The sequence below is a fragment of the Micromonospora zamorensis genome, assembly GCF_900090275.1.
Lineage (GTDB): Bacteria > Actinomycetota > Actinomycetes > Mycobacteriales > Micromonosporaceae > Micromonospora > Micromonospora zamorensis.
In genome coordinates this window covers 6,595,375-6,620,025 of sequence record NZ_LT607755.1, presented here as the reverse complement: position 1 = coordinate 6,620,025, position 24,651 = coordinate 6,595,375, and the positions used below count along the sequence as shown (strand labels likewise).

General features: G+C 70.5%; 24 protein-coding genes. 7 read left to right on the top strand and 17 right to left on the bottom strand.

Features of this window, described 5'->3' with window-relative positions:
* Window positions 1-11 precede the first annotated feature (11 nt).
* From cds1 to GA0070619_RS29790, 3 genes are read right to left on the bottom strand one after another with little or no spacing between them, the layout of a single operon-like run.
* Window positions 12-1,103: an L-cysteine desulfhydrase Cds1 gene (gene cds1 / locus GA0070619_RS29800; protein WP_088951089.1), complete on the bottom strand. Its 1,092-nt coding sequence runs from the start codon at window positions 1,101-1,103 to the stop codon at window positions 12-14.
* 32 nt (window positions 1,104-1,135) lie between these two features.
* Entirely contained in the window at window positions 1,136-1,966 is an 831-nt protein-coding gene (locus GA0070619_RS29795) for an SDR family NAD(P)-dependent oxidoreductase (protein WP_088951088.1), read from the bottom strand.
* A gap of 50 nt (window positions 1,967-2,016) precedes the next feature.
* The gene (locus tag GA0070619_RS29790; RefSeq protein ID WP_088951087.1) at window positions 2,017-2,475 is read right to left on the bottom strand and encodes an Lrp/AsnC family transcriptional regulator; all 459 of its coding nucleotides are present in this window, start codon (window positions 2,473-2,475) and stop codon (window positions 2,017-2,019) included.
* A gap of 270 nt (window positions 2,476-2,745) precedes the next feature.
* On the opposite strand from GA0070619_RS29790, the gene GA0070619_RS29785 reads away from it, so the two are divergent.
* Window positions 2,746-3,012, top strand: coding sequence for a BldC family transcriptional regulator (locus tag GA0070619_RS29785; RefSeq protein ID WP_007454516.1), 267 nt, complete (start codon window positions 2,746-2,748; stop codon window positions 3,010-3,012).
* Window positions 3,013-3,119: 107 nt separating this feature from the next.
* Here GA0070619_RS29785 and GA0070619_RS29780 read toward each other — a convergent pair whose 3' ends face one another.
* Window positions 3,120-3,749: a UbiX family flavin prenyltransferase gene (locus GA0070619_RS29780; RefSeq protein WP_088951086.1), complete on the bottom strand. Its 630-nt coding sequence runs from the start codon at window positions 3,747-3,749 to the stop codon at window positions 3,120-3,122.
* Window positions 3,750-3,910: 161 nt separating this feature from the next.
* On the opposite strand from GA0070619_RS29780, the gene GA0070619_RS29775 reads away from it, so the two are divergent.
* Window positions 3,911-4,873, top strand: coding sequence for a terpene synthase family protein (locus GA0070619_RS29775; RefSeq protein WP_088951085.1), 963 nt, complete (start codon window positions 3,911-3,913; stop codon window positions 4,871-4,873).
* A gap of 17 nt (window positions 4,874-4,890) precedes the next feature.
* Here GA0070619_RS29775 and GA0070619_RS29770 read toward each other — a convergent pair whose 3' ends face one another.
* The 4 genes from GA0070619_RS29770 to GA0070619_RS29755 all read right to left on the bottom strand — a co-directional run bounded on the left by GA0070619_RS29770 (window position 4,891) and on the right by GA0070619_RS29755 (window position 8,717).
* Window positions 4,891-5,889: a DUF1648 domain-containing protein gene (locus GA0070619_RS29770; RefSeq protein WP_088951084.1), complete on the bottom strand. Its 999-nt coding sequence runs from the start codon at window positions 5,887-5,889 to the stop codon at window positions 4,891-4,893.
* A complete protein-coding gene (locus tag GA0070619_RS29765; protein WP_088951083.1) occupies window positions 5,886-6,239 on the bottom strand; it encodes a GntR family transcriptional regulator in 354 nt (117 codons plus the stop codon). Before GA0070619_RS29765 ends, GA0070619_RS29770 begins: the two co-directional genes overlap by 4 nt.
* Before the next feature lie 106 nt (window positions 6,240-6,345).
* Window positions 6,346-7,257 carry a menaquinone biosynthesis prenyltransferase MqnP gene (gene mqnP / locus GA0070619_RS29760; protein ID WP_088951082.1) on the bottom strand — a complete coding sequence of 304 codons (912 nt, stop codon included), beginning with the start codon at window positions 7,255-7,257 and terminating at the stop codon, window positions 6,346-6,348.
* Window positions 7,257-8,717 (bottom strand): menaquinone biosynthesis decarboxylase, encoded by a 1,461-nt coding sequence (locus GA0070619_RS29755; RefSeq protein ID WP_088952141.1) that lies wholly within the window; start codon window positions 8,715-8,717, stop codon window positions 7,257-7,259. Before GA0070619_RS29755 ends, mqnP begins: the two co-directional genes overlap by 1 nt.
* A 268-nt stretch (window positions 8,718-8,985) precedes the next feature.
* Here GA0070619_RS29755 and GA0070619_RS29750 point away from each other — a divergent pair, with 268 nt between their 5' ends.
* Window positions 8,986-9,861, top strand: a complete 876-nt coding sequence (locus GA0070619_RS29750) for an alpha/beta fold hydrolase (RefSeq protein ID WP_088951081.1) — start codon at window positions 8,986-8,988, stop codon at window positions 9,859-9,861.
* A gap of 24 nt (window positions 9,862-9,885) precedes the next feature.
* Here the strand turns inward: GA0070619_RS29750 and GA0070619_RS29745 are convergent, their stop codons facing one another.
* Window positions 9,886-10,440 (bottom strand): carboxymuconolactone decarboxylase family protein, encoded by a 555-nt coding sequence (locus tag GA0070619_RS29745; protein ID WP_088951080.1) that lies wholly within the window; start codon window positions 10,438-10,440, stop codon window positions 9,886-9,888.
* 97 nt (window positions 10,441-10,537) lie between these two features.
* Between GA0070619_RS29745 and GA0070619_RS29740 the strand changes: the two genes are divergently transcribed.
* The 3 genes from GA0070619_RS29740 (at window position 10,538) to GA0070619_RS29730 (ending at window position 12,858) form a co-directional block, all read left to right on the top strand.
* Window positions 10,538-11,020: a MarR family winged helix-turn-helix transcriptional regulator gene (locus GA0070619_RS29740; RefSeq protein ID WP_088951079.1), complete on the top strand. Its 483-nt coding sequence runs from the start codon at window positions 10,538-10,540 to the stop codon at window positions 11,018-11,020.
* 126 nt (window positions 11,021-11,146) lie between these two features.
* Window positions 11,147-11,422, top strand: a complete 276-nt coding sequence (locus tag GA0070619_RS29735; protein ID WP_088951078.1) for a hypothetical protein — start codon at window positions 11,147-11,149, stop codon at window positions 11,420-11,422.
* Between the two features lie 77 nt (window positions 11,423-11,499).
* Window positions 11,500-12,858: a COG1361 family protein gene (locus GA0070619_RS29730; protein WP_157744104.1), complete on the top strand. Its 1,359-nt coding sequence runs from the start codon at window positions 11,500-11,502 to the stop codon at window positions 12,856-12,858.
* Window positions 12,859-12,927: 69 nt separating this feature from the next.
* Here the strand turns inward: GA0070619_RS29730 and ccsB are convergent, their stop codons facing one another.
* From ccsB to hemL, 6 genes are all read right to left on the bottom strand, one after another.
* Complete coding sequence (gene ccsB / locus GA0070619_RS29725) at window positions 12,928-13,899, bottom strand: c-type cytochrome biogenesis protein CcsB (protein WP_088951076.1); 972 nt, start codon at window positions 13,897-13,899, stop codon at window positions 12,928-12,930.
* Window positions 13,899-15,554, bottom strand: a complete 1,656-nt coding sequence (gene resB / locus GA0070619_RS29720; protein ID WP_088951075.1) for a cytochrome c biogenesis protein ResB — start codon at window positions 15,552-15,554, stop codon at window positions 13,899-13,901. Before resB ends, ccsB begins: the two co-directional genes overlap by 1 nt.
* Entirely contained in the window at window positions 15,554-16,402 is an 849-nt protein-coding gene (locus tag GA0070619_RS29715) for a cytochrome c biogenesis CcdA family protein (protein ID WP_088951074.1), read from the bottom strand. The genes resB and GA0070619_RS29715 overlap by 1 nt, the downstream gene beginning before the upstream one ends.
* Window positions 16,402-16,968 carry a TlpA family protein disulfide reductase gene (locus GA0070619_RS29710; protein WP_088951073.1) on the bottom strand — a complete coding sequence of 189 codons (567 nt, stop codon included), beginning with the start codon at window positions 16,966-16,968 and terminating at the stop codon, window positions 16,402-16,404. The genes GA0070619_RS29715 and GA0070619_RS29710 overlap by 1 nt, the downstream gene beginning before the upstream one ends.
* Complete coding sequence (locus tag GA0070619_RS29705) at window positions 16,968-17,615, bottom strand: histidine phosphatase family protein (protein WP_088951072.1); 648 nt, start codon at window positions 17,613-17,615, stop codon at window positions 16,968-16,970. The genes GA0070619_RS29710 and GA0070619_RS29705 overlap by 1 nt, the downstream gene beginning before the upstream one ends.
* A gap of 63 nt (window positions 17,616-17,678) precedes the next feature.
* Window positions 17,679-19,016 carry a glutamate-1-semialdehyde 2,1-aminomutase gene (hemL, locus tag GA0070619_RS29700; protein WP_088951071.1) on the bottom strand — a complete coding sequence of 446 codons (1,338 nt, stop codon included), beginning with the start codon at window positions 19,014-19,016 and terminating at the stop codon, window positions 17,679-17,681.
* A 178-nt stretch (window positions 19,017-19,194) separates the two neighbouring features.
* Here hemL and GA0070619_RS29695 point away from each other — a divergent pair, with 178 nt between their 5' ends.
* A complete protein-coding gene (locus GA0070619_RS29695) occupies window positions 19,195-19,530 on the top strand; it encodes an STAS domain-containing protein (RefSeq protein ID WP_088951070.1) in 336 nt (111 codons plus the stop codon).
* Between the two features lie 19 nt (window positions 19,531-19,549).
* On the opposite strand, the gene GA0070619_RS29690 is transcribed toward GA0070619_RS29695, so the two are convergent.
* Window positions 19,550-20,104: a response regulator gene (locus tag GA0070619_RS29690; RefSeq protein WP_088951069.1), complete on the bottom strand. Its 555-nt coding sequence runs from the start codon at window positions 20,102-20,104 to the stop codon at window positions 19,550-19,552.
* Window positions 20,101-24,468, bottom strand: a complete 4,368-nt coding sequence (locus tag GA0070619_RS29685) for a HAMP domain-containing protein (RefSeq protein ID WP_088952140.1) — start codon at window positions 24,466-24,468, stop codon at window positions 20,101-20,103. The genes GA0070619_RS29690 and GA0070619_RS29685 overlap by 4 nt, the downstream gene beginning before the upstream one ends.
* Window positions 24,469-24,651: the final 183 nt, after the last annotated feature.

Genomic DNA, 24,651 nt, shown 5'->3' with positions numbered 1-24,651 from the left:
GCCCGCGTGACTCAGGCGGGCCAGGTGCCGCTGGTCAGGAAGCGTTCGATCGTGGCCAAATACGGCGTCAGGTCGAGGCCCTGGGCGGCCACCCAGTCGTCGGCGTAGTACGTGTCGGCGTAGCGGTCGCCCGGGTCGCAGATCAGGGTGACCACCGAGCCGGTCCGGCCCTCGGCGAGCATCGCGGCGATCAGGCCGAAGGCACCCCACAGGTTGGTGCCGGTGGAGCCGCCCACCCGGCGGCCGAGCACCGCCGAGCCGGCACGCATGGCTGCCAGTGACGCCGCGTCCGGCACCTGGACCATCCGGTCCACCACCGAGGGCAGGAACGACGCCTCCACGGCGGGACGGCCGATCCCCTCGATCCGGGAGCCCTTCCCGCTGCGCACCGACCAGTCGGCGGCCAGCCAGGCCGGGTAGAACGCCGAGTTCTCCGGGTCGACCACGCAGAGCTTGGTGGCGAGCCGTCGGTACCGGGCGTACCGGCCGATGGTCGCGCTGGTGCCCCCGGTGCCGGCGCCCACCACGACCCAGGTGGGGATCGGGTGCCGCTCCAACTCCAACTGGGCGTAGATCGACTCAGCGATGTTGTTGTTTCCCCGCCAGTCGGTCGCCCGCTCGGCGTAGGTGAACTGGTCCATGAAGTGCCCGCCGGAGTCCTCGGCCAGCCACCGAGCCTCGACCACCACGCTCGCGGGGTCGTCCACCAGATGGCACCGGCCGCCCTGGAACTCGATCTGCGCGATCTTCTCGGGCGAGGTGGAGGCCGGCATCACCGCGATGAACGGCAGCCCGAGCATCCGGGCGAAGTACGCCTCGGAGACCGCCGTGGAGCCCGAGGACGCTTCGACGATCGTGGTCTGCGGCCCGATCCAGCCGTTGCAGAGGCCGTAGAGGAACAGTGAGCGGGCCAACCGGTGCTTCAGCGAGCCGGTGGGGTGGGACGACTCGTCCTTGAGGTAGAGATCGACCCCCCAGGCGCGGGGCAGCGGGAACGGCAACAGGTGGGTGTCGGCCGAGCGGTTCGCGTCCGCCTCGACGGCGGCGATCGCCTCCGTCACCCAGGTCCGGCTGGCATCGTCGCAGCGGTCGAGATGAGTCACGCTCGGAAACGTAGCAAGCAGGCCAGCGGTGGTCAGCGCCGGTCCGGCGGCGTGCTCCGACGGTGTTGGCGGCGCTGACCTGCGCGGCCGGCGGCCTGGACGATCGGGGTCAGTGCGACGGCCAGCCCCGGTAGGACGTCCAGCAGGCGGACCTGCGCTCCCCGCCAGCGGGGCAGGCTGACCACCGGGCGGGGTCGGCGGGCCAACCGGACCGCCCGGGCGGCCACCTGTTGCGCGGTCAGCATCGACCCGGTGAACGAGGCCACCGCCCCCGGGTCGTCCAGCCGGTCGTGCAGCATCGGGGTCCAGATGCCGTCCGGGCAGAGGCAGGAGACGTGCACCCGCCGGTATCCGGCCATCCGCAGGTCGGACAGGGTGCCGAGGCTGAACGCCAGCAGGGCGTGCTTGCTGGCCGCGTACACCGTCTCGCCGGGCGCGGCGATCAGCCCGGCCAGCGAGACGACGTTGAGCACGTGGCCGTGACCTTGCCCGCGCATCACGGCCAGCGCGGCGAGGGTGCCGTTCATGGCGCCGAGGGCGTTGACGTCGAACACCCGCTGACGGGTCGGGCCGTCGTGCTCCCACGACGGCCCGGTGACCAGGATTCCGGCGTTGTTGACCCAGAGGGCGAGCTCGCCCCGGCCCGCCGCGGTCGCGGCGACGGCGGCGCAGGCGTCCTCGTCCCGGACGTCCAGGGCCGCCGACCAGCCGCCGAGGGGTGCCGCGGCGGCGGCGACCGCCGCCGGGTCGAGGTCGGTGAGCAGCACCGACCAGCCGTCGGCGTGCAGCGCGGTGGCGATGGCCCGGCCGAGGCCCCCGGCAGCGCCGGTCACCACGGCCACAGGACGTACCGGCGGGGTCATCGGCGCACGCTACCGCCGGCAGGCCGGGCGACACCAGGGGTACGCGACGGTCAGGCCGTGGGCGGGCCGACCGGCTGCGGGCGGTTCTCCCACTTCGTGGAGAGGGCGATGGCGGTGCGGGTGGAGGCGACCCCGGGGGTGCGGTTCAGCCGCACGATCAACTGCTCCAACTCGGCGATCGTGCCGACCCGCGCCTTGAGCAGGAAGGACTCCACGCCGGCCATGAAGTAGCAGGACTCGATCTCGGGCAGCACCCGCAGCGACTCGAGCATGTCGTCGCTGTCGGCGCCGGAGTCCTCGACGATGCCGATCAGCGCGGTGACGCCCAGCCCGATCGACTCCGGGGCCACGTCCGCTCGGTAGCCCCGTACCACGCCGCTGCTCTCCAGCTTGCCGACCCGTTCGTGCACGGCCGGGGCCGAGAGGCCCACCTGTCGGGCCAACTCGGCGTACGAGAGGCGAGCGTTGCCGCGAAGCAGGTCGACGAGGTTCAGGTCGATGGCGTCCACAGAGAGTGACCCTAACCGCTGAGGCATAACGCGAGGCGTTCGGCATCCGTTGGACTGAGCGGTGAGTCACTGTTCGCAAACCGCCGGTCAAGGCAGAGGTAGCACCAGTACCATTACTAACTCCCCACTCAGTGCATTTTTCGCGTTTGGGCGGACAGGCCATGTCCCTGGTGCTGTAATTGCCATACGTCCCTCATGACGGCTCTGGGCTACGCACCAGCCGGGGGCAGTGTGTTCAGCCGGGGGCTTCGTCGACGCGAGGAGGGGGCTGTGGACACTGGAGATCGCCTGCTGACACCGGGTGAGGTCGCCGCGCTGTTTCGGGTAGACCCGAAAACTGTGACTAGATGGGCGGCGGCCGGCCGGATAGGAAGCATCCGGACTCCAGGCGGGCATCGCCGGTTTCGGGAATCCGAGGTGCGAGCCCTGCTTGAGGGGGAGGGCATGCTGGACGAGGTGGATGAGGTCGGAAAGCCACGCAATGTGGGGCCGGCCGCATCCACGGGGCCGGGTCCGGCCAACGCTGGCATGTACTGAACTGGTGCGGACAACGCTACGCGGACCGGACACCAGTCCGGTCCGCGTCCCGCTACGACCGACGACCGCCGGGCGGCACGGCGGGGCGGACTGAGGATCAGGCCGGCTCAGGTCCGGGTCGCGCCGAGCTGCCCGGACCACCGACGGAACAGGGTGTGTGGGACGCCGAGCGCGTCGAGCACCTTGCCGGCCACGAAGTCGACCAACTGCTGGGCGGTGGCGGCCGCGCCAGCCCCGTAGAAGCCAGGGCTGGCCGGCAGCACCACCGCGCCCGCGTCGTGCAGCGCGATCAGGTGCTCCAGATGGCTGCGGGTCACCGGTGTCTCCCGGGGGACCACCACCACCGGGCGGCGTTCCTTGAGGTTGACCTCGGCGGCACGCTGCAACAGGTCCTTGGAGAGCCCGATCGCGATCCCGGCGCAGGCTGCCGTGCTGGCCGGGACCACGGCCATCCCGCGTACCCGGTATGAGCCGCTGCTCGGCCCGGCGGCCAGGTCGCCGGCCGGCCAGTGCCGCACATCCGCCCCGGTCAGGTCCCGGTCGAGCCAGGCGGAGAGGTCCTCGGCCCAGTGCCCGTCGCGGAACGATCGGCCGGTCTCGTCGAGCACGGTGAGTCGTGCCGCGCGGGACACGATCAGGTCCACGGGCTCGCCCGCGTCGAGAAGTCCGCCGATGACGGCCGCCGCGTACGGCGTACCGGAAGCGCCGGAGACTCCGACCACCCAGGGTTCGCGCATGCCCCCAGCCTGCCTGGTCCGGCCGGGCGCCGTGCCGTGCCCCCCGCCCTCGCCCACCCGCCGTCCTCCCGGCCCGCGACGGACATCATCGACAGCCGATTTCTGACATGCTCGGATGGGGGGAAAACCTCTGTGCGGCAACCGGAGGGACGGTACGACCGATGACGGTGGCGGCAGCCCGCGCACTACGTGCCGAGTGTCCCCTTCCCTCGCGGTGCTCGCCGCATGCCGAGGCGACCCAGGAGTGGCTGGCGGGCTGGGTGCGCCGCTTCGACCTGCCGCTGGACGACGACGAGCTGCGCCGGCTGGATGCCGGTCGCATCGCCTGGTACGCGGGTCGGCTCTACCCTGACGCCAGCGCCGCCGACCTGCGTACGGTCGCCGCCCTCTGGACCTGGTTCTTCCTGCTCGACGACGCCTGCGACGGGCCGCACGGTGCGAGCGGCGCGGACGTCGCTGCCTTGCGGGACGGCGTGCTCCACGTGCTGCGCCACGGCCCCGGCGCCCACACGGCAGGGTTCCGGGGACCGCTGCGCCAGATGCTCGCGGACGCGTGGCAAGCGCCGCGTGCCCGGATGCCCCCGCCCTGGCAGCAGCGCTTCGCCGACGCGGTCGCCCACCACCTGGCAGGCGACCGGACGGAGGCGGAGAACAAGACCAGGGGCCACGTCCCCGCCGTCTCCGAATACGTTGCGCTGCGCCGGGCGACCTCGGCGGCGTACGTGTCGTACACCATGATCGAGTTCGTCACCGGTCACGCGCTGCCAGACCCCGTCTACCACCACCCGGCGCTGCGGGCGCTCGCGGCAACCGGCAACGACCTGCTCTCCTGGTTCAACGACCTGGTGTCGTTGGAGAAGGACAGGGTCACCTCGGGCGGGCACAACCTGGTGCTGGCCATCGCACGGGAGCAGCGCCTGCCGGACGAGCGGGCCGTGGAAGCGGCGGTGGCCCGCTGGCGCACGACGATGGGCCGATTCATGGAGCTGCGGGCCACGATCCCGTCCTTCGGCCCGGAGCTGGACCGGGCGGTGGCCGCGCACGTCGAGGGAGTCGCCCGCTCGGTGCGGGGGACGATCGACTGGTCGATGGAGAGCGCCCGGTATTCGGCATCCCGGAGCTGACCCCGAGGGCTACCGGGTCAGAGGGTCGGCCGATGACGGTCGGCGAGCGTGTTGAGCAGCCCGGCGGCAGTGCCAGCGCCGGCAACCGTGACGACGGTCGAGCGCCCGCCGGTCCGCTCGACCAGCAGGCCCTCACCCGCACGCAGAACGATGCCGACCCGGCCGCCACGGCCCACCCGCCAGCCCCAGCCGCCAAACTCGCGCAGCGGGTTGACCTGGACAACGCTGGCGCGAAGCACCTCGTCGAGGGGGACGTGGGTGCGCGGCCAGCCGGCCGACGACCGGACCAGCAGGCCGGTCTCGTCGATCCGGACGGTGAAGGCGAACATCGCCACGAACACCCCGACCAGCAGGGCCGCGACGATCAGCAGGCCCCACACGCCGCTGATGACGGCGAGCGTGACCAGGACGACAATCGCCGCGGCGCCCAGGGCGATCCCCGGCCCGGCACCGGTGTGCCCGATCCAGACCGCCCGTTCGCTCGCCGCCAAAGGGACGCGGGACGCCTCGGGCGGAACGGGGGCGTCGGCTGGCTGGGGCGGGTCACCGGGCAGGAGCACGCCGACGAGCACGGCCGGCAGGAGCGAGCCAACGGTCGCCAGGATGAGCGCAGCGCCGATGTCGTCGGCGCCGCGCGCGTCAGCCAGCCCAAGCTGGACGTGCAGTGTGCCGATCTGGAGGAGGGCCAGGAAGAGCGCCAGCCAGATGGTGGTCCCCGCGCCGATGCGGCGGCTCGCCGCCGACTGCCCCCACAGCGTCGTGACCGCGCCGAAGGCGAGCACCAGGAGGGCGCCCAGGCCGAAGCCGACCCAGAGGAACGCACCGAGGGACATGAAGCCGTCAGGCGTGCCCCGGGCTCCCCAGTGCGTCGCAACCGGATCGGGCAGGTCGCCACGCCAGGCGAGGGCGACGGCGGCGGCCACGGCCAGGATCACGAGCCCGCAGATGGTGACCGTCAGGCCGACGCGGCGCATGCGCCGGCGCTGGGCACGGGCAGGCTCGGTGCCGGTGGTCATGAGAACGCCTCCTTGAGGAGTGTGGCGGTGGCTTCCGGGGAGAAACGCAGGGCACGCGCCTCGCGCACCACCTCGTCGATGGCGGCCAGCAGCTTTGCGTGGTCGGCTGCGGGTCGGGCGGTGACGATGGCGCCGCGACCTCGTCGTAGCTCGATCAGCCCGTCGTCTCGGAGCAGCTGGTAGGCCCGGAGCACGGTATGCACATTGAGGTCGAGCGAAGCGGCGAGCTCGCGGGCGGCGGGCAGCCGTTCGCCGGGCTGGAGCGCACCCTGGGCCACTGCGAGGCGGACCTGCGTGACGAGCTGGGCAAAGAGCGTCTCATCCAACGACGGGTCGATGCGGAAGAGCATGCTTAAAGATTACTTGTTCTAGTGTTCATAGAACAAGTGCCTGGACGGAACGCCGACGGCGGCGGTGCCGAGCGCACCGCCGCCGTCTGCCGCCGCCACAGCGGCCCTAGCCGCGCAGGCCGAGCCGCACCACAAGATCGAGCAGGGCGAACACGAACAGCGCGATGCCGACGAACCCGTTGGCGGTGAAGAACGCCCGATTGACCTTGCTCAGGTCGGTCGGCGTGACCACCAGGTGCTGGTAGCCGAACGCCACAGCGGTCAGCACCAGCCCGATCCACCAGAGCCAGCCGAAGCCGATCAGCGCGCCGAACCAGACGAACAGCCCGAAGGTCACCACGTGCGCGACAGTGGAGGCGTGCAGGGCGAAGCGCCGACCGTAACGGGCCGGCACGCTGCGCACGCCGATCTCCTGGTCGATCTCGGAGTCCTGGCAGGCGTAGATCAGGTCGAAGCCGCCGATCCACAGCCCGACCCCCACGCCGAGCAGCCAGGCCGGCCAGGAGCCGTCCAGGGTGCCGGTGACGGCCAGCCAGGCGCCGACTGGGCCGACCGCCTGGGCGATCCCGAGGATGGCGTGCGGCCAGTTGGTGAACCGCTTGGCGTAGGGATAGACGACCAGCGGCACCACGGCCAGCGGCGCGAGCACCAGGCAGAGCGGGTTGAGCAGGGCTGCGGCGGCGAGGAAGACCACCAGCGCGACGGCCGCGCCGGTCCAGGCCGTCCGCACGCTCACGGCCCCGGTGACCAGTTCCCGGCCGGCGGTACGCGGGTTCCGCGCGTCGATCCGCCGGTCGAGGATCCGGTTGGCGGCCATGGCGAACGTCCGCGCCCCGACCATCGCCACGGTGATCAGCAGCAGGTCCCACCAGCGCACCCGTCCGCCGTTGACCTGCATGGCGCTCAACGCCGACAGGTACGCGAAGGGCAGCGCGAACACCGAGTGCTCGATCGCGACGAGCTTGAGGAAGGACTTGACCCGGCCCGGCTTCTCGGCCGGTGCGTCGAGGACGGCCATCAGAGCCCGTACTCCTTCCAGCGCTTGTCGACCAGGGCGGTGACCTCCGGGCTCATGCGCATCTCCTCCGGCCAACCGCGGGTGTAGCCCTCGGTGGGCAGCTTGCGGGTGGCGTCGACGCCGGCCTTGCCACCCCAGAACTGCTGGTACGAAGCGTGGTCGAGGTGGTCGACGGGCCCTTCGGTGAGCAGCAGGTCGCGCGCGTAGTCGACGTTGCCGAAGGCCCGGAAGGCGACCTCGTTGTAGTCGTGCACGTCGCAGTCCTCGTCGACGATCACGATGAGCTTGGTCAGCGACATCATGTGCGCGCCCCAGATCGCGTTCATCACCTTCTGGGCGTGCTTCGGGTACCGCTTGCGGATCGACACGATCGCGCAGTTGTGGAACACCCCGGCGGCGGGCAGGTCGTAATCGACGATGTCCGGGATCAGGAAGCGCAGCAGCGGCGCGAAGATCCGCTCGGTGGCCTTGCCGAGACCGTGGTCCTCCTGGGGCGGCTGCGACGTGACGATCGAGTGGTAGACCGGGTCGCGCTGCATGGTCATGCACTCGATGTGCATGACCGGGAACGGCTCCACCGGGGTGTAGAAGCCGGTGTGGTCGCCGAACGGGCCCTCCGGCAGCCGCTCGCCCGGCTCGATGTAGCCCTCAAGGACGATCTGTGCGTGCGCCGGCACCTGCAGCGGCACGGTCAGGCAGTCGACCATCTCGACGCGCTCGCCGCTCAGGAACCCGGCGAACAGGTATTCGTCGATGTCGGCCGGAAGTGGCGCGCTGGCCGAGTATGCGACGGCGGGGTCGGCGCCGATGGCGATCGCCACCGGCAGGCGCTGCCCGAGCCGCTCAGCGACCGCGTGGTGTGCAGTGGAGTTCTTGTGGATCTGCCAGTGCATACCGATGGTGTTGCGCGAGTGCTGCTGGAGCCGGTAGAGCCCGAGGTTGCGCTTACCGGTCTCCGGGTGCTTGGTGTGGGTCAGCCCGAAGTTGTGGAAGATCCCGCCGTCACCCGGCCAGATCTGCAGCCCCGGCAACCGGTTGAGGTCGACGTCGTCGCCGCGGTAGACCACCTGCTGGCAGGGGGCCGTCTTGACCTTCTTCGGCGGCATCGACTTGAGCTGCATGACCTTGCCGAGCCCGCCCATCATGCCCGAGAAGCCCTGCGGCAGCTCCGGCTTGAGCAGCTCGCCGATGCGCGCGCCGATCTCGTCGAGGTTCTCCACCCCGAGGGCCATCGCCATGCGCTTCTCGGTGCCGAACAGGTTGATCGCCACCGGCATGTCGCCCCGGGTCGGGCGCTCGAAGAGCAGCGCGGGGCCGCCTGCCCGCACCGTGCGGGTGACCACCTCGCTGATCTCCAGGGTGGGGTCGACCGGGACGTCGACCCGGCGCAGCTCCCCCGCGCGCTCCAGCGCCGCGAGGAAGTCCTTGAGATCGGTGTACGGGAAGCCACGAGCCGCCATGTCGCCAGTCTCCCGCACCGGGTGCCGAACGGCCCAGGCCGGGTGCTGTGACACTCGCGATGACCCGGTCGGCTGCCGGTCAGGAGGCTCGGCCCGCACCTTGATCCACTCGGATTTCCGGAAGTCGGGGTGTCCACTGGCCCGGGAGGGCCCGACTTCCTGAAACGCGAGTGGATCAACGGTCAGGGCGCAGAACTCGCAGGCATGGTGGGCGGTCGAGCGGGTAGCCGGGCAGCCGGCGGCGGACAGCCGGCGGACGGAGGCGGCGATGGGCGCGGAGCGGGTTCCGGCGGGGTTCACCGAGCAACGGGCGCGGGTCGGCCAGATCTCCATGAACTACGTCCGTGGCGGCAGTGGCCCGCCGCTGGTCCTGCTGCACGGGTATCCGCAGTGTTGGCACATGTGGCGGAACCTGCTGCCCGAGTTGAGCCGATCCTTCGACGTGGTCGCACCCGACCTGCGCGGCTTCGGGAGCAGCGACGCCCCGGCCGGCGGGTACGACAAGAAGACCGTCGCCGCCGACCTGCACGAGCTGCTCGACCAGCTCGGCCTGGTCAGTGACCTCCGGTTGGTCGGGCACGACCTGGGGACCATGGTGGCGTACGCGTACGCCGCCGCCCATCCGCAGCGGGTGAGCCGACTGGTGCTCACCGAGGCACCGATCCCCGACGAGAGCATCTACACGTTCCCGGCGCTCACCTCGGCCGGCCCGGGAGTGTGGAACTTCGGGTACTTCTCGATCGGCAACGGGCTTCCGGAGGAGTTGGTGCGTGGACGGGAGTCGCTCTGGGTGGACCGGTTCACCGACGCCCTGATGGTGCGCAAGGGCAGCATCGCCGCCCCCGACATCGAGGAGTTCGCGAGCCACCTACGCGACCCGGCGCATCTGCGGGCCAGCTTCGCCTACTTCCGGGCGTTCGATCAGGACATCGCCGACAACGCGGCGTACCGGGCCACGAAGCTGACGATGCCGGTGCTGGCCGTCGGCGCGGCGGCGAGCCTGGGCGGGCAGGTCGCCGAGCAGGTTCGCCGGTACGCCGACACGGTCCGCGGCGAGGTGATCGAGGACTGCGGGCACTGGCTCTACGAGGAGCGCCCGGACGAGATGCTCGCCCTGCTGCGGGACTTCCTCGGGGCGACCTGAGCAGCGGTTGGCAGGCGCCCCCGGTCAGGCGGCGGGCGTCCAGGCGTGGGCGGCCAGCGGTGGGTCGAGCGGTGCGCGGGTGAGCCGGTTGGCGAAGGTGGACATCGTGTACGCGCCGACGCCGAGCACCACGTCCAGCGCGTGCCGGGGCTGGTAGCCAGCGGTCAGGAACTCGTGCAACTCGTTGTCGGGCACCGCTCCCCGGTGGTCGAGCACGGCCAGCGTGAACCGGCGCAGCGCCTCCAGTCGCGGCTCGGGCAGCGCCGAGCCGGCGCGCAGTGCGGTGATCAGCTCGGTGGTCGCTCCGAGCTGGGTGAGCTTGCCGGTGTGCAGGGCAACGCAGAAGTGGCACTCGTTGGTGGTGGAGACCGTCAGGATGACCACCTCCCGCTCCAGCGGGGCGAGGTCGGTCTGCTCGAAGCCCGCGCTGGTGGCGAGGAAGCCGGTGAGCAACTGTGGCGAGTCGGCCATCAGCGCCACCGGGGTGGGCAGCCAGCCGAACCGGCCGCGTACGCCCTCGATGGCTCGGCGGGCGGCAGCGGGTGCGGTCTCGGCGGTGTGAGCGGTGAAGACGGGCATGGTTACCTGCTTTCGGCAGCGTCGGTCGGGAGGGTCGGTGCCGCATCCCGTAGGATAGTCAACGTGGTTGACGGAATAGTAAACGTGGTTGTCGAACATGGCAACCGCTGATCCCGCGCGCCCCGGGTTCCACCTGCCACTGCTGCTGCTGGCGGGCTTCCGGACGCTGATCGACGACCTGCACGCCGAACTGGCCCGGGAGGGGCATCCGGAGCTGCGGCCGCTGCACGGGTTCGTGCTCCAGGCCGTCGGCGCGGACGGCACCACCGCCACCGAGCTGGGCCAGCGGCTGGGCATCTCCAAACAGGCCGCCGGCAAGACGATCGACCGGCTGGTCGCCGTCGGCTACCTGGAGCGGGCCGACGATCCCTCCGACGCCCGACGCCGGCTGGTCCGGGTGACGCCGCACGGCGCCGACGGGCTACGCCGCTCCGCCGAGATCTTCGACCGGCTGCGCGCACAGTGGTCCGAAACCCTCGGCCCGGAACGGGTCACCGCCATGGAAGACGACCTCCGCACGATGGCCTCGGCAAACTGGTTCCGCCTCGACATGCCGGGCTGGTTCGGCGGCGCGGCCTAGATCCACTCGACTTTCAGGAAGTCGGGGCCTCCCGCCGCTGGGACAGCCCGATTTCACGGAAACCGAGTGGATCAACGAGGCGGTCACGGTGGCGGAACGGCGGGAGCCGGGTGCAGGGTGGTGGGCATGTCGGACGCCTATGTCGTCGGCGACCCGGACGGGTTGTCGCCCCTGCTGGTCGCGCTTCGCGACACCATCGCCCGGGAGCTGCACGCCCAACTGGCGCTGCGTGGTGAACGGATCGAGCTGGCCGACCTGCCGGAGGTGTCCTACCAGGTCACCGTCCAGGTCGAGCGGACGTTGCGGGCCTGGCGACCGGCGCGGCGGGCACCGACCGAATCCGGTTTCGACGAAGATCGCGACCTGGTCGACCGATCGAGAACTGTCACAGGTGATCTCTAAGATCATGGATGCCGATCGGGTCGGGGTGCCGCAAACCTGGCTTCTTCCGGTCGGCTCATCCCCCACCAAGGAGATCGATGAGATCTGTGCGCGTTACGCGTGGCAGGCTTGTGCACGGGCTGACCACGCTGGTCCTCGCAACGGCGATGATCGGCGCGGCGGCAACGCCCGCCTCGGCCGAGGACGACCCGGGTTGGGTCAATGGCTGGCTGGGCGACGTGACGCTCGGCGCGGCCGGCGCTCCCGGCCGCACGGTGCCGTTGACCCTGACCAGCACCGGAGCCACCCAGCCTCGGGTGACCATCGACCTGACCGGCCTCGCTGGCGTGGCCACCGCCAGCTTCCCCGACTTCTGCGTCAACCAGGGCACTTCGGTGACCTGCCCGATGCCGCCGACGGCCATCGACGAGTTCGGCACGCTCACCGGCACCGTGCCGGTGGTGTTCCGGGCCGCTCCCGGCGCGGTCGACGGCGCGACGGGCACCCTCGACTACACGGCGTTCGGCGAGCAGACCGAGGCGTACACCCAGCAGGCGACGGTCACCGTGCGGTCCGGGCCCGACCTGCTCGACATGGTCGACGAGTACGTCTCCGGCGTCGAGGTGGGCGACACACGCCCGGTCCCGGTGGCCGTGGTCAATGCCGGTGACCAGCCGGCCGTGGATCTGCGGCTCACCATGCGCTTCCCGGTGGGCCTCGTGCCGGCCAGCTACCGCAACTGCCGGTACGGCACCGACCAGGTGCTCGCCACCGTTGTCGTCTGCACCGTGCGGGGCACGTTCGCGCCCGGCCAGCGGCACGAGCTGCGGGGCGGGTTTCTCACCACAGTCGGTCCAGCCACCCTCGGCGGCAAGCGAATCGGCCAGATGGTTGAGCCGCTGACCAGCGCTGGGCCGCTCCCCAGCGGCGTCAGGTTCAAGCACCGCGACGCCGACCAGGCACTGCGCCTACGGCCGGCCGGTGCACCGCTCGACGTAGTCCCCATCACGGTGACCGGCGCCGGCGGTGGGACCTACCTGGAGGTCCAGGGAGCCTTCGACATCGTCGCCCAGGGCGCCGCCGTCACCGGAGCCGTCGGCGACACCGTTCCGGTCACCGTGGGCCTCCACAACGAGGGCCCGGGCGTGCCGGACGGCACCAACTCCGGCGACACCGTCGGCGCGTTCTACTTCACCCCACCCGTCGGAGTCACCGTCGTGGACCATCCGTCAGACTGCTGGCCGTTCGGCGGTGACGAGGGCACGGCGGATGCCCCGGCAACCTGGTACTGCAACGGGCGGGAGGCCGTGTTCCTCGCCGGGACCAGCCATACGGTCACGTTCGACCTTCGGATCGAGCGCATCACCGGCACTCCCGGAAGGGTCGAGCCACACGGCCGCTACCCGCGGGTGGACGACAACCCGGGCAACGACATCGCCCCGGTCACGGTGAGCTGACCGAAGCCCTTTGAACGACGCGGGCCGGTCACTGACGAATCAGTGGCCGGCCCGCATCGTGTTGCCAGGTCAGTCCAGCCCACCGTACGAGTGCAGGCCGGTGAAGAAGATGTTCACGCCGAACAGGTTCATCAGCATGGTGAGGAAGCCGAGCACCGCGAGCCAGGTGGCCACGTTGCGCTTGACGCTGGGCGTGGCCCGGGCGTGCAGGTAACCGGCGTACACCACCCAGGAGATAAACGCCCAGGTCTCCTTCGGGTCCCAGCCCCACGGCCGACCCCAGGCCGCCTCGGCCCAGATGGCACCGGCGATCACCGCGAAGGTGAAGATCGGGAAGGCGAAGGCGTGCAGCGTGAAGGTCAACCGCTCCAGCCCGGCCGCGGCGGGCAGCCGCTTGGCCAGGGTGTACGGGAAGCTCCGCTTGCCGTTCTCGTACCCGTTGCGCATCAGGAAGCCGACCGCCGGCACCGCACCGAGCAGGAAGATGCCGGACGCGAACACGATGGTCGAGACGTGGATGACGAACCAGTACGAGTTCAGTGCCGGCACCAGCGGCACGATCGGCACGTACAGCACCAGCTCGGCGGTAGCGACCAGCAGCACCATCACCAGCGTGAGGAACAGCCCGAGCTTGCGCAGCGACGGCCGCTTCCAGAGCACCACCAGCCAGGCCGCGACCCCGATGAACGTCACAGTGAGCACGAACTCGTACATGTTGCCCCACGGCATCCGGTCGGCCGCGAGGCCACGGGTGACCAGCGCCGCCAGGTGCAGCACGGCGGCGACCGCGGTGGCGCCCACCCCGATCAGGCCGGCGAGGCGGGCCCGTCGCGCGGAGCGGTCGGCCCCGGGCTGCGACGGTACGGGCGCGGGCGGCGTCGGCACGATGCCGCCGCCGGCACCCACCAGCTCGCGCACCGGAGCCGCAGCGGCGACCCGGGTACGCGCGTTGCCCAACGCGTACTCCACGGCGTGACCGATCATCGCGACCAGGTACGCCAGGATGGCGAAGGTCACCAGATTGTCGGAGAGTGCGGACATCACTCGGCTCCTTCTCGCACGCCGGCCCGGTCACTGGAGTCAGCGCCCGTGCTGGCCCGCTCAGCCGCCCGTTCGTCGCCATTGACCTCGGCGATGAGCTGGGCGAACTCGTCGGCGAACCCTGGATAGTCGGTGCGCGGCAACCCACCGGCCTCCATCAAGCTACTACCGCCCGTCGGAGATCCTTCCGCCGGGTCGGCCGGCACCACCCGGAAGAACACCCGGCGGCGTCGCCCGAACAGCGAGCCCATCAGGCCGACCAGCAGGAAGCCGCAGCTGATCAGCAGTGGCGTCGCGCCGGGGTCGTGTCGGATGGAGAGGGTGACGTACCGCTCGGTGCCCAGGAACTCGACGGTGGTGCCGTCGTCCAGCTTCCAGGTCTCGCCCTTGCGGAGCAGCTTGGTGCCGACCTCCTGGACCTTGCCGGTCCGCACCTGCCGCTGGTCGAGTTGGTAGACCGAGCTGGGGATGCCGGCGTCCAGGCCGAGGTTGCCCCGGTAGGCGACCAGGTTCAGTGCCGGGTTGCGCTCGGTCGGGTATTCCGAGCGGACGAACGGCGTCTGCTCGGGCGCGGTGGGCAGGTAGATGCCGGTGAACGCCATCTGCTCGTCCGGTGCGCGCTGGCCGGTGGACGGGTCGACGTTCGCGTCCGGGAAGGCGGCCAGCCCTTCACTCGTCAGCCCCATGTCGCCGGTGGTGAGGAACGGTTCGTCGCTGATCTGGCTGTTGCCGAACCGGTCGGTGTAACGGATCACCGGGGCGTACCCGTGGCCGAGCAGGTAGACGCTCGCGTCGGCGAGGCGCAGCGGCGAGTTCACCGAGAAGTCGGCGCTGCGGGTCGGCTCGTCCGGGCCGTCGACGGTGACCGTGGCATTGAAGAACTCCGGCTGACCGGACGGCAGGAAGCGGGCCTCGAAGTCGTCCAGCCGCAGGCAGAAGCGGGGCAGGTCGGCGCTGTCCACCTGGGGGCCGAGCTTCGCCTCGGCGTACTGCTGCCGGGTGTTGCAGAACGCGTTGTCCGTGCCCGCCACCAGCAGCCGGTTGCCGCTCCAGCCGTACCACGAGCCGAGGGCGACGCTGATCAGCACCGCGATCAACGACGTGTGGAACAGCAGGTTGCCGGTCTCCTTGAGGTAGCCCTTCTCGGCGGAGACCTCGTCGCCACGGACCTCCACCCGCCAGCGGCGCTTGCGCAGCACCTCGGCGATCGCCGCCGCGCCGCCGGGCGGGGCGGGCAGCACTGTGTGCTGCGGCAGCCGCGCCATCCGCTTCGGCGCGGCCGGCGGGCGGGACCGCAACGCCCGGATGTGGTCCCGCAGTCGGGGCGTGATGCAGCCGATCAGGGACGTGAACAGCAGCAGGTAGATCGCGGAGAACCAGACCGAGCCGAAGACCTCGAACGCGCCGATCCGGTCCAGTCGGGGGGCCCATTCCGGGTGGTCGACGAAGTACTCGTTGACCTTCTCCGGGCTGATCCCGCGCTGCGGCAGCACCGAGCCGGGGATGGCCGCGATCGCGAGCAGGAAGAGCAGGATCAGCGCCGTACGCATGCTGGTCAACTGCCGCCACGAGTTGCGCAGCAGCGCCAGGAGGCGGTTCGGCCGACGGCGTGGCGCTGGCGCCACGGTTTCCGGCCGGTCGTCGACGACCGTCATCAGATGCTCACCTCGCCCACCCCGACGGTGGTCTGCAACCAGATCACGAAGCTCTGCCATCCGCCGGTGACCAGCGCGAGGCCGATCAGGATGAGCAGGGCGCCGCCGACCCGGGTGACCCAGCGGCTGTTGCGCCGAACGGCGCGGAAGACCCCGAGCAGGCGTTGGAAGCCCAACCCGAAGACGATGAACGGTATCCCCAACCCGAGGCAGTACGCCACGGCGAGCACCACGGCACGGTCGCTCTGCCCGGAGGCGGTGGCCATGCCCATCACCGCACCGAGGGTGGGGCCCGTGCAGGGCACCCAGCTGAGTGCGAAGACCGCGCCGAAGACCGGTGCGCCGAGCAGCCCGGCCGACGGCAGCCGGGAGATCCGGAACTCCCGTTGCAGGGCGGGGATCATCCCGAGGTAGCCGAACCCGAGCACGATGATCAACGCGCCGACGACGATTTCGAGCTGCCGCTCGTACTCGAAGAAGACCTGGCCGATGCCGGCGAACAGGATCGCCGTGGCGACGAAGACGGCGGTGAAGCCGGCGATGAAGAGCAGCGTGCCCGCGAGCACCCGGCCCTTGACGGCACCGGCCCGCGCGATCCGCTCCCGGACCGCGACGCCTCCGCGGTCGCTGGCCTCGGCGGCTTCCGCTGCCGCAGGGGTCGACGAGGTGCCCTGCCGTGCACGGCCTTCGAGGTCGGAACCGGCCAGGCCGGTGACGTACGAGAGGTAGCCGGGAACGAGTGGGAGCACGCACGGGGAGAGGAAGCTGACCAGGCCGGCGAGCGCCGCCGCGCCGATGGCGAGCAGCAGTGGCCCGCTCAGGGCCAGCTCCCGGAAGGTCTCGCCCATCAGTTGGGCGCCGGTTTCTCAGCCGCGATCCGCTCGACGATCGGTTGCAGGCCCTCCTGCTTGACGGCGGCCCGGATCACCGCGGCGATCCGACCGTCCCGGTCGAGCACCACCGTCGCGGGCACGCTGTTCGGCGGGATGTCCAGCGCGAGTGCCGTCTTGCTCGACGGGTCGAACAGGCTCGGATAGGTGACGCGGCCCTTCTCGAACGCCTTGGCCTTGTCCCGCGAATCCTGGACGTTGATGCCGAGGAAGCTCACCCCGGAACCCTTGGTGGCCTGGTAGACGGCTTCCAGGTCGTCCGCCTCGGCACGGCACGGCGCGCACCAGGAACCCCAGAAGTTGACCACGACCACCTGCCCGCGAGCCTGGCTGACGTCGTAGGTGCCGCCGAGCAGCAGCTCACCGGCGACCTTCGGGGGTGCGGAGCGCTGGTCCGGTGCGCACTCGAAGATCCCGTCGGTGGTGGTCGTGCAGGTCTTCTCCTGCCCCTTCGACGTGCAGCCGACCAGCGCCACCGCGGCGACGGCGGCGAGCAGACCGGCGGTCCACCTCCGGGCGTTCATCAGGCCCCCTTGGCCGTCCGGGCGGTCGCGGAGAGAGCGATCAGGTGCGCGGCCGGCTCGCTGTAGCCGATGCCCACCACCTTCGCGTCGTCGAAGTGGAACGAGGTGAGGCTCGCCAGCCCACACTGCCGCTTGCGCGGGTCGTGCCAGAGCCGCTTGCGCTCGACGTAGCGGCGCAGCGTCCAGATGGGGAGCTGGTGCGACACCAGCACCGCCTCGCGCCCCTCGGCGGCGACCCGGGCGGCCTGCACGGCGGCGAACATCCGCTCGGCGATCACCCGGTACGCCTCGCCCCAGGACGGGGTCACCGGGTCGCGCAGCACCCACCAGTTGCGCGGGTCACGGAACGACCCGTCGCCCGGCGACACCTTCTTGCCCTCGAACCAGTTGGCGCTCTCGATCAGCCGCTCGTCCACCCCGACCGGGAGCCCGAACTGGGCCGCGATCGGCTCGGCGGTCTGCTGCGCGCGTTCCAGCGGGCTGGCCACCACGTGCACGATCTCTCGCTCGGCCAGGCCCTCCGCGGCGGCCTTGGCCATCTGCACGCCCAGCTCAGAGAGGCGGAAACCGGGCAGCCGACCGTAGAGAATCTGGTCGGGGTTGTACACCTCGCCGTGCCGGAGCACGTGGACCACCGTCTTGCTCACCGCTGTGCCCCCTTTGTTTGCGACTGCGGGGCTCGCAAACCCGGCTCACTCCTCGCGCGCACGTCAACCCCCGTGGCCAGCCGCTGCCGCCGCGTTCGCCGCCGTCGGCAGCGCGTCGGCGATGTGCTCCAGAGCGACGTCGTCGATCGCCGCCGACACGAACCATGACTCGAACGCGCTCGGCGGCAGGTAGACGCCGGCGGCGAGCATCGCGTGGAAGAACGCCTTGAACGCCGGCACCTGCTGAGTGCGGGCGCTGTCGTAGTCGATCACGTCGGCGTCCGTGAAGAAGATCGAGAACATGCTGCCCGCGTACGACAGTCGGTGCGGGACCCCGGCGGCGCCCAGCGCGTCGGACGCCAGCTTGCCCACGACGGCGGCCGTGTCGTCGAGTTTGCGGTAGAGCGACTCGTCGGCGAGTCGCAGCGTGGCCAGGCCGGCGGCGCAGGCCAGCGGGTTACCGGAGAGCGTGCCGGCCTGGTAGACCGGGCCGGCCGGGGCGAGTCGCGCCATGATGTCCGCACGCCCGCCGAAGGCGGCGGCGGGCAGGCCGCCACCCATGACCTTGCCGTACGTCCACAGGTCGGCGTCGGAGGCGTCGAGGCCGTGCCACCCGGCGCGCGACACCCGGAACCCGGTCATCACCTCGTCCACCACGAGCAGGGCGCCGTGCGCGTGCGCGATCCGGGCGAGCTGCTGGTTGAAGCCGTCGCGGGGGGCGACCACACCCATGTTGCCGGCTGCCGCCTCGGTGATCACCGCTGCGATGTGCGGGCCCTCGGCGGCGAACGCCTCCTCGACGGCCCGGATGTCGTTGTAGGGCAGCACGATGGTCTCGCTGGCCGCCGCACCGGTCACGCCGGGCGAGTCGGGCAGGCCCAGGGTGGCCACGCCGGATCCGGCGGCGGCGAGCAGGGCGTCGACATGCCCGTGGTAGCAACCAGCGAACTTGATGATCTTGGAGCGGCCGGTGAAGCCACGAGCCAGCCGGATCGCCGACATGGTGGCCTCGGTGCCCGAGTTGACCAGGCGAACCTGCTCCATCGGGGTGCGGTCGACCAGCTCGGCTGCCAGCTCCACCTCACCCGGGGTGGGAGTGCCGAAGCTGGTGCCCCGGGCAGCGGCAGCCTGCACGGCCTCCACCACCTCCGGGTGGGCGTGCCCGAGGATCAGCGGACCCCAGGAGCAGACCAGGTCGACGTAGCGGCGGCCGTCAGCGTCGTACAGCCACGGGCCCTCGCCACGGACCATGAAACGCGGCGTGCCGCCGACCGCCTGGAAGGCGCGCACGGGGGAGTTCACCCCGCCCGGCACGATGGCGCGGGCGCGGTCGAACAGGGCCTCGGAGGCCGGCGCGTCGGCCGGGTAGCGGCCGGATCCGGCTGGAAATATGTCGGTCACGATGCCGCCATTGTGTCAGCGACGAACGGCCCACCAGCAGCCACCCCGCGGTGGGGTTACCAGGCTCACCTGTGGCCGGCACCCGCCAGCAGCGTCGACATGCGGGGGGCTCGGCCTGGACGGCGACGGCTCGCGGCCTCAACAGGCCGGACCGGTCGGATCGCGCTAGGCTGACCGGGTGGATCGTGCCGAGCTGTCCATCACGCTACACCGGACGGGTGACGAAGCTGTGCTTCGCCTGGCCGGTGAGATCGACATGCTCACGGCCGCGCAGCTCTCGACAGTGGTCAACGAGGTGCTGGCCGACCCGCCGCCGAAGATCGTCCTCGACCTCGGCGGCGTCACCTTCTGCGACTCGCAGGGCCTGGGCACCCTGGTCGTGCTCAGCCGCAAGGCCAGCCACGCGCAGAGCCTGCTGATGCTGACCCACGTGGGTGACTTCCTCATCCGCGTCCTGGACATCACGGGCCTCCGCAGCGCCCTGATGATCCGCAACGACCAGCCCACCGGCTGACCCGACCCGCCCCGCCGCGTCAGGCGGTGTTGCCCCAGCGGGCCTGCTCCAACATGCTCACCGCCCGGTCACGGGCCTCCCCGTCGTCGGACCGCAGCAGGGTGGTCGCCTCGTCGACCGCGTCGGTGAGCCTGCGCCACTGCGTGTCGCGCTCCCGGACCAGGTCGGACTGGGCGGCCAGCTGCCGGGTCTTCACCCACAGCTCGACGAAGACCGACACCTTGGCGCGCAGCACCCACGGGTCGAACGGCTTCGTCAGGTAGTCCACCGCGCCCACCTGGTAGCCCCGGAGAGCGAGCTGGGCGTCCCGGTCAGCGGCCGTCAGGAAGATGATCGGCACGTGCCTGGTCCGCTCACGGCGCTTGATGTGGCTCGCCGTCTCGAAGCCGTCCATGTCCGGCATCTGCGCGTCCAGCAGGATCACCGCGAAGTCGTCCACCAACAGCTGCTTGAGGGCCGCCTCACCGCTCTCCACCGCCACGGACTGGACCGGCAGGCCCTGGAGGATCGCCTCCAGGGCCGTCAGATTCTGCCGCCGGTCGTCCACGAGCAGCGCCTTGGCCAACTGGGTCACGAAGTCTCCTCGGTCCGGCTGCCGTTGATCCAGGACGACATCAACTCGATCAGGTCGTCCAGGTCGACCGGCTTGGTGATGTAGTCGCTGCCCCCGGCAGCGAGCGCCGACTCCCGGTCACCCGGCATCGCCTTCGCGGTCAGGAACACCACCGGCAGGTCGGCGAAGCGGTGGTTGCGGCGGATCTGGCGGGTCGTCTCGTAGCCGTCCTGGTCGGGCATCATGGCGTCCATCAGCACGATGTCCACCTCCGGATGCTCGGCCAACAGACGGACACCGTCCGCTCCATTGTCCGAGTACAGCACGGTCATCCCGTGCAGTTCCAACGCGCTGGTCAAGGCGAAGACGTTGCGGACGTCGTCATCCACGATCAGCACGGTGGCGCCGTCCAGTTGGCGGGTGGCCGGTGCCTCCGGCCGCTCCGACAACAGCTCCAGCGGCGGCATCAGCAGCGACGACGGCAGACCGGCGCGCTGCGGAGACGGAGCCTGGGGCGCGACCACCGCGTCCGGAGCCAGCACCTGCGGCACGAACAGGGTGAACGTCGACCCCTGCCCGGGCGCGGACGACACGGTGATGGTGCCGCCGATCAACCGGGCCAGGTCGCGACTGATCGACAGGCCCAGGCCGGTGCCGCCGTAGCGCCGGCTGGTCGTGCCGTCCGCCTGCTGGAACGCCTCGAAGATGATCGACAACTTGTCGTCGGAGATGCCGATCCCGGTGTCGATCACGGTGAACGCGATGACCTGCTGGGCGTTGGTCAGCGCCGGCACGTCGAAGACCGCGTTCTCCGCCGCCGGGGCGATCCGCAGCGTCACCGCACCGTTGTCGGTGAACTTCACCGCGTTGGAGAGCAGGTTGCGCAGGATCTGCTGCAACCGCTGCGCGTCGGTCACCAACGCCGGCGGCAGATCCTTGCTGACGCGTACCTGGAAGTCCAGGTTCTTCTCCTCGGCCTGCGGCGCGAACGCCTGCTCGACGTAGCCACGCAGCTCGGCGAAGCGGATCTCGGTCGGCTCGACGTCCATCCGGCCCGCCTCGATCTTGGACAGGTCGAGGATGTCGTCGATCAGGCGCAGTAGGTCCGAGCCGGACCCGTGGATGGTCCGGGCGAACTCGATCTGCTTCGGGCTGAGGTTCTGCTCCGAGTTCTCCGCCAGCAGGCGGGCCAACAGCAGCAACGAGTTGAGCGGCGTACGCAGCTCATGGCTCATGTTGGCCAGGAACTCGGACTTGTAGGCCGAGGCGCGGGTCAACTGCTGCGCCTTCTCCTCAAGGCCGAGCCGGGCCAGCTCGATCTCCCGGTTCTTCGTCTCGATGTTGCCCTTCTGCTCGGAGAGCAGAGTGGCCTTCTCCTCCAGCTCGGCGTTGGTGCGCTGCAACTCCGCCGACTGTTCCTGCATCTCGTGCGCCAGCCGCTGCGACTGGGCCAGCAGCTCCTCCGTACGCCGGTTGGCCTGGATGGTGTTCACCGCGATGCCGATGGTGAGCACCAGCCGCTCCAGGAACGCGAGGTGCAGGTCGGAGAAGGCCGACACGCTGGCGAACTCGATCACGCCGAGCAGCTCGCCCTCGAAGAGCACGGGGAGCACCACCAGGTCGGACGGGGGCGTCTCGGCCAGACCCGAACGCAGGGTGAGCCGGCTGTTCGGGGAGGCGCTGACCCGGATCGTGCGGCGGGACAGCGCGGTCTGCCCGACCAGCCCCTCGCCCGGCCCGAAGGTGACGTCGTTGCCCCGCGCCACGTACCCGTACGAGGAGGTGAGCCGCAGTCGCATGCTGCCGTCGGTGTCGTCGGCCAGGAAGAAGGCTCCGAGCTGGGCTTCGACCAGCGGGGTCACCTCCGTCATGATCATGCGGCAGACCTCGCCGAGGTCGCGCTGGCCCTGCAACAGGCCGCCGATGCGGGCCAGGTTGGAGTCCAACCAGCCCTGCTCGGCGTTCTTCTTGGTCGTCTCCCGGAGGGTGACGATCATCTGGTTGATGTTGTCCTTCAGCTCGGCGACCTCGCCCTGCGCCTTGACGGCGATCCGCTGGGTCAGGTCGCCCCGGGTCACCGACGTGGACACCTGGGCGATGGCCCGCAACTGCGTGGTCAGCGTCGAGGCGAGCTGGTTGACGTTCTCGGTGAGGTCCCGCCAGGTGCCGGAAACACCCTTCACCTGCGCCTGACCGCCCAGCTTGCCCTCGATGCCGACCTCACGGGCGACCCGGGTCACCTCGTCGGCGAACGACGACAACTGGTCGACCATCGTGTTGACAGTCGACTTGAGTTCCAGGATCTCGCCCTGGGCGTCCACGGTGATCTTCTGTGACAGGTCACCCTTTGCCACGGCGGTTGTCACCGAGGCGATGTTGCGGACCTGGCTGGTCAGGTTCGACGCCATCGAGTTCACGTTGTCGGTCAGGTCCCGCCAGGTGCCACTGACACCCTTGACCTGCGCCTGACCGCCGAGCTTGCCCTCGGTGCCCACCTCACGGGCCACCCGGGTCACCTCGTCGGCGAACGACGACAACTGGTCGACCATCGTGTTGACGGTCGACTTCAGCTCCAGGATCTCGCCCCGCGCGTCCACCGTGATCTTCTGCGACAGGTCACCCTTCGCCACCGCCGTGGAGACCTGGGCGATGTTGCGGACCTGGGCGGTCAGGTTCGACGCCATCGAGTTCACGTTGTCGGTCAGGTCCCGCCAGGTGCCGGCGACGCCACGCACCTGGGCCTGGCCGCCGAGCTTGCCCTCGGTGCCCACCTCACGGGCCACCCGGGTCACCTCGTCAGCGAACGACGACAACTGGTCGACCATCGTGTTGACGGTCGACTTCAGCTCCAGGATCTCGCCCCGCGCATCCACCGTGATCTTCTGCGACAGGTCACCCTTCGCCACGGCGGTGGTCACCGAGGCGATGTTGCGGACCTGGCTGGTCAGGTTCGACGCCATCGAGTTCACGTTGTCCGTGAGGTCGCGCCAGGTGCCACTGACGCCCTTCACCTGCGCCTGACCACCCAGGTTGCCCTCGGTGCCCACCTCACGGGCCACCCGGGTCACCTCGTCGGCGAACGACGACAACTGGTCCACCATCGTGTTGACGGTGTTCTTCAGCTCCAGGATCTCGCCCTGGGCGTCGACAGTGATCTTCTGCGACAGGTCGCCCTTCGCCACGGCGGTGGAGACCTGGGAGATGTTGCGGACCTGGCTGGTCAGGTTGCCGGCGAGCTGGTTGACGTTCTCGGTGAGGTCCCGCCAGGTGCCGGAGACGCCCCGCACCTGGGCCTGACCGCCCAACTTGCCCTCGATGCCCACCTCACGGGCCACCCGGGTCACCTCGTCGGCGAACGACGACAACTGGTCCACCATCGTGTTGACGGTGTCCTTCAGCTCCAGGATCTCGCCCTGCGCCGCCACCGTGATCTTCTGCGACAGGTCACCGCGCGCCACCGCCGTCGACACCTGGGCGATGTTGCGGACCTGGGCGGTCAGGTTCGACGCCATCGAGTTGACGCTGTCGGTCAGGTCCTTCCACGTGCCGGCCACGTTCGGCACCTCGGCCTGACCGCCCAACTTGCCCTCGGTGCCCACCTCGCGGGCCACCCGGGTCACCTGCTCGGCGAAGAGCCGCAGCGTGTCGGTGAGGTAGTTCATCGTGGCCGCCAACTCGGCGACCTCACCGCGCGCGCCCACCGTGATCTTCTGCGACAGGTCGCCCTTGGCCACCGCCGTCGCCACCTGCGAGATCGACCGCACCTGGCCGGTGAGGTTCGACGCCATGGTGTTCACCGAGTCGGTGAGGTCCTTCCAGGTGCCGGCGACGCCCCGAACGTCGGCCTGGCCCCCCAACTTGCCCTCGGTGCCGACCTCACGGGCCACCCGGGTCACCTCGTTCGAGAACGAGGACAACTGGTCGACCATCGTGTTCACGGTGCGCCCGATGCGCAGGTACTCACCGCGCAGCGGCCGGCCGTCGATCTCCAACGCCATGTGCTGGGACAGGTCGCCGTCCGCGACCGCCACGATGACCCGGGCGATCTCGGTGGTCGGTCGGCCCAGGTCGTCGATCAGCGAGTTGATCGCCCGCTGCCCCTCCGCCCAGGAGCCGTCCAGCCCCTCGTCGTCCAGCCGCTCGGTGAGCCGGCCGTCGCGACCGACGATCCGGCTGATCCGCCGCAGGTCCAGGTGATGACGCTCCTGGAGCGAGACCACCTCGTTGAAGGCGTCCGCCACCTCACCCGCCTTGCCGGCGCGGCGGGGAAGCCGGACCTTCAGGTCGCCGCGACCGATCCGTCGCAGTGCCTCGGTCAACTCACCGAGGAGCGCCTCGTGGTCGGGCGCGGACGGATCCGCCACCGACTGCTTCGCCGTGGTCATCATTCCTCGCTCAACTCGGGGGGCGCCGGTCCGTGCGGACACACCGGCACCCCATATTGTGCCCGCGCGAGCCGTAGTGCCAGGGTGCGCGACCCGCCAGGTGGCCCGGATCGCCATCCGGACCGGCTCGACGGAGGCCGATAGGGCACAGCCCGCCGCAGACCTCGCAGCGGTGCCGAACCC